This is a genomic window from Micromonospora acroterricola (assembly GCF_003172955.1).
In the GTDB taxonomy this organism is placed as follows: domain Bacteria; phylum Actinomycetota; class Actinomycetes; order Mycobacteriales; family Micromonosporaceae; genus Micromonospora; species Micromonospora acroterricola.
Genome location: NZ_QGKR01000047.1, coordinates 1 through 4,149, shown reverse-complemented (window position 1 = coordinate 4,149; position 4,149 = coordinate 1). Strand labels below are relative to the sequence as shown.

The following is a 4,149-nucleotide window of genomic DNA, read 5'->3' as shown; positions in this document are numbered from 1 at the left end:
GCGGTGGAGTGCCGGGCCGAGCCGGTGTCGGGCTCGCCGGCCGCCCGCTCTGCCGGTGGCACGGGGCGCTGGGCCGGCACCACCAGCCGGTCGCCGGCCTGGTCGGGCCGGTCCTCGGCGGTCAGCCCGGGTGGCGCGCTGACCGGCGCGGGACGGCCGGCCGGTGGCTCGCCACCGGGGTGACGGACGCCGTTGGTCTCCGGGGCGGGGTGGTGGACGCCGTTGGCGTGGTGCCCGTTGACCCGGGCCGGCTGCTCGGGCTCACCCGGCAGCCCGGCCAGCGGCGCCGGCAGGTCGCCGTGCCGGCTGGACGCGGCGCGCCAACCGGACGCGGGGTCGGGCTGCCAGCGAGGCGCCCGGTCCCGGGCATCGTCGTGCTCGGCAGACCGGGACCACCCGCCCGTCGGGGGCGCCCACCCGCCGCCGGAACGGCCCGGGTCGTCGTGCTGACCCGCTCCGTCACCGTGCTCTCCCGGGGTGGCGGCTCCGGGTTGCCCTGTTTCACTCACCGCGCGCTCCTTGGTCGCCCCCGCTGAGGCTACCGTGTGGTGACAGTGGCGATAAGTTACAGCGGCGGGCCATTTCCACGACGGGGGTCACGGGCCTCGCCCGGTCTGGGGGGAAAATGCCGGCTCGTACAGAGAACTCGGAGGATCCCATGACCGCTGTGGGGAACGGTGCACAGACCGCCGGCCGGCCCACCCGCCTGCCCCGTTCGGCGCGCCGTAAGCAGCTGCTCGCGGCGGCGCAGGAGGTGTTCGTCGCGCAGGGCTACCACGCCGCGGCCATGGACGACATCGCCGAGCGGGCCGGCGTCTCGAAGCCGGTGCTCTACCAACACTTTCCCGGAAAGATGGACCTCTACCTGGCGCTGCTGGACACGCACTGCGACGCCATCGTCGCCAAGGTGCACGACGCGATGCGCGGCACCAGCGACAACAAGGAGCGGGTCAGCGCGTCCGTGCGGGCGTACTTCGACTTCGTCGACCACGAGAGCGAGGCCTTCCGCCTCGTCTTCGAGTCGGACCTGCGCAACGACCCGGCGGTACGGCAGCGGGTCGAGCGGGTCGAGCAGGGCTGCATCGCCGCGATAACCGACACCATCATCTCGGACACCGGGGTGAGCCGGGCGCACGCCGAGCTGCTCGCCTCCGGGCTGGTCGGGGCCGCCGAGACGGCGGCCCAGTTCTGGCTGGCCGGCGGGCGGCAGGTGCCGAAGGCCGAGGCCGAGGCGTTGGTGGCGGCGTTGTCCTGGCGGGGCATCGCCAGCTTCCCCCTGCAAGGTGAGTCAGCCTGACCGTCGACCCCGTGATCGGATAGCCTTCGCAGGGCGGTTCTTTCGCCCCAGTTGAGGAGGCACAGTGGAGGTCAAGATCGGCGTGCAGTATGCGCCGCGCGAGCTGGTTCTGGACAGCGCGCAGTCGCCGGCCGAGATCGAGCAGATCGTGACCGACGCCTTCGCCGGCAACGGCGGCACGCTCTCCCTGACCGACGAGAAGGGCCGGCGGGTCATCGTTCCGGTCGAGAAGGTCGCCTACGTCGAGATCGCTGAGGCGTCGCCCCGGGCGGTCGGTTTCACCGTCCGCTGACCGGTCCGGCCGTCGCGGCAGGTCGGCGCTGGCCTACCTGCCGCGGGCCGGCACCCGGTGTCAGTTGTTCAGCCCGACGGCGGCCATCCGCGTGGTGTGCGCGGCGGTGAGCCGCCGGAAGAGGCCCGGCACGTCGACCCGGTCGTCCTGCGCGATCAGCGCGGTGAGCGCGGCCCGCTCGGCGGCGACCCGACCGGCCTGGGACAACGCCTCGCCGACCAGCCGCCGGGCCCACATGGAGAGCCGGTCGGCCACCCGCGGGTCGGCCGCGACCGCGACCCGGATCTCCGCGGCGGCGAACTCCGCGTACCGGGAGTCGTGCAGCACGTCCAGCACCAGCTCCCGGTCGGGGTCACCCAGGGCGTCGGCGATCTCCCTGATGAAGTCGTCGGTGATGGCGTCTCCGACGTACGCCTTGGTCACCACCTCCGCCCAGTCCCGCGGCTCGGTCGAGTCGTGGTACGCCTGCAGCGGCGCCAGGTAGGGCGCCATCGCGTCCTCCGGAGGCACGCCGAGCGCGGTGAGCCGGTCGGCGAGCCGGCGGTAGTTGGCTATCTCGGCCGCGGCCATCTCGCTCAGCGCGGCGCGACGGCGCAGGTCGGGGGCGAGCCGGGCGTCGCCGGCCATCCGCTCGAAGGCGAGCAGCTCACCGAAGGCGACCAGGCCCAGCAGGTCGGCGACGGCGGGACCGGGGGTGGTCGGCGCGGACACGAGCGCAGGCTACCGCGCGTCACCCGGCGTGTGTGCCCCGCCGTGGCACGACCCGCCACCCGCACGATTGTGGCGCAGGTCACATTCGATGGCCCCGCGTGGGCGCCCCCGGGCCGGGAATCGGGACGGGGGCCTGCCTGTTCAGGTAGCATAGAGCAGTTGCCGTGGGCGCCGATCTGATCGAAGCTCAGCCCGCGGCGCGCGTGCGGCCCGGTCCGGCTCGGCAGTCTGCCCCCGACCGTGTGGCCCGCGTCATACCGAACGCGCCCTGAGGACATGACGGGCGCACCCACGAGAGGGCACCCCCACATCCCCATGAGCGAATTGACTCAAGATCTGATGGACGGCCAGGAACTGGCCCCCACCGCCCCGGTCCGACCCGAGGCACCCACCTTCGCCGCACTCGGCGCCCGCGACGAGACCGTCGAGGCGCTGGCCGCGGCCGGCATCACCCGCGCGTTCGCCATCCAGGAGTACGCGATCCCGATCGCGCTGCGCGGCGTCGACCTGATCGGTCAGGCGCCCACCGGCACCGGCAAGACCCTCGGCTTCGGCGTACCGCTGCTGGACCGGGTCTTCGCGCCGGGCGAGGGCAGCGACGGCGTCCCGCAGGCACTGGTCGTGGTGCCCACGCGTGAGCTGGGCATCCAGGTCGCCAAGGACCTCGCCGCCGCCGGCCGGACGCGGGGCATCCGGGTGCTTCCGATCTACGGCGGCGTGGCGTACGAGCCGCAGATCGACGCGCTGCGCAAGGGCGTCGAGATCCTGGTCGGCACGCCCGGCCGTCTGATGGACCTGCAGAAGCAGAAGCACCTGCGCCTCGACCGTGTCCACGCGCTGGTCCTGGACGAGGCCGACCGGATGCTCGACCTGGGCTTCCTCGACGACGTCGAAAAGATCCTGGCGATGCTGCCGGAGGACCGGCAGACCATGCTCTTCTCGGCCACCATGCCGGACCCGATCGTCACCCTGTCCCGGCGTTTCCTACGTCAGCCGATGACGATCCACGCCGGGCACACCGCCGAGACCGGGCCGTCGCCGCAGACCGAGCAGTTGGTCTACCGCACCCACTCGATGAACAAGGTCGAGGTGGTGGCGCGGATCCTCCAGGCGGAGGGTCGCGGACTGACGATGATCTTCACCCGCACCAAGCGGGCCGCCGACCGGGTCGCCGAGGACCTCGACTTCCGCGGGTTCGCGGTCGCCGCGGTGCACGGTGACCTCGGCCAGGGTGCCCGCGAGCGGGCGCTGCGAGCCTTCCGGGCCGGCAAGATCGACATTCTGGTCGCCACCGACGTGGCAGCCCGCGGGCTCGACGTCACCGGCGTCACCCACGTCATCAACTACGACTGCCCGGAAGACCAGGACACCTACACCCACCGGATCGGCCGGACCGGCCGGGCCGGGGCGACCGGTGTCGCGGTGACCTTCGTCGACTGGGACGACATGCCCCGCTGGCGGATCATCGACAAGACCCTCGGTCTCGAGATGCCGGAGCCGCCGGAGACGTACCACACGTCCCCGCACCTCTACACCGACCTGCACATCTCCACCGAGGTCACCGGCACCCTGCCCACCGCCGAGCGGACCCGGGCCGGGCTGTCAGCCGAGATCGAGGAGGACCTGGGCGGGACGCGTTCCCGCCGGGGCGACAGCGGTGGTCGGGGCTCCCGACGCGGCGAGGGCCGCGGTGACAGCCGCGGTGACGGCCGGGGCGAGCGCCGCGGTCGGAGCGACGGCCGCCGGGACCGCACCGACGCCGGCACGCCGGCCGCCGGCACGCCGGTCGCCGAGGCCCCCGCGGACAACGCCGCCGTCAACGCCGCCGACGAGGATGGCGCCCGTACCC

The 4,149-nt window shown here is 73.4% G+C and carries 4 protein-coding genes and 1 pseudogene; 3 read left to right on the top strand and 2 right to left on the bottom strand.

Annotated elements, in window-relative coordinates:
* A pseudogene (locus DKT68_RS00600) lies at positions 1 to 509 on the bottom strand (hypothetical protein); the annotation flags it as partial.
* Between the two features lie 149 nt (positions 510 to 658).
* Between DKT68_RS00600 and DKT68_RS00595 the strand changes: the two are divergent.
* Entirely contained in the window at positions 659 to 1,297 is a 639-nt protein-coding gene (locus DKT68_RS00595) for a TetR/AcrR family transcriptional regulator (protein WP_074314694.1), read from the top strand.
* 64 nt (positions 1,298 to 1,361) lie between these two features.
* On the top strand, positions 1,362 to 1,589 hold the full coding sequence (locus DKT68_RS00590) for a DUF3107 domain-containing protein (RefSeq protein WP_030329796.1): 228 nt from the start codon (positions 1,362 to 1,364) through the stop codon (positions 1,587 to 1,589).
* Positions 1,590 to 1,649: 60 nt separating this feature from the next.
* On the opposite strand, the gene DKT68_RS00585 is transcribed toward DKT68_RS00590, so the two are convergent.
* The gene (locus DKT68_RS00585) at positions 1,650 to 2,300 is read right to left on the bottom strand and encodes a ferritin-like fold-containing protein (protein WP_109815487.1); all 651 of its coding nucleotides are present in this window, start codon (positions 2,298 to 2,300) and stop codon (positions 1,650 to 1,652) included.
* A gap of 315 nt (positions 2,301 to 2,615) precedes the next feature.
* On the opposite strand from DKT68_RS00585, the gene DKT68_RS00580 reads away from it, so the two are divergent.
* Positions 2,616 to 4,149 (top strand): DEAD/DEAH box helicase (locus DKT68_RS00580; RefSeq protein WP_236646648.1); only part of this gene is annotated, 1,534 nt, incomplete at its 3' end.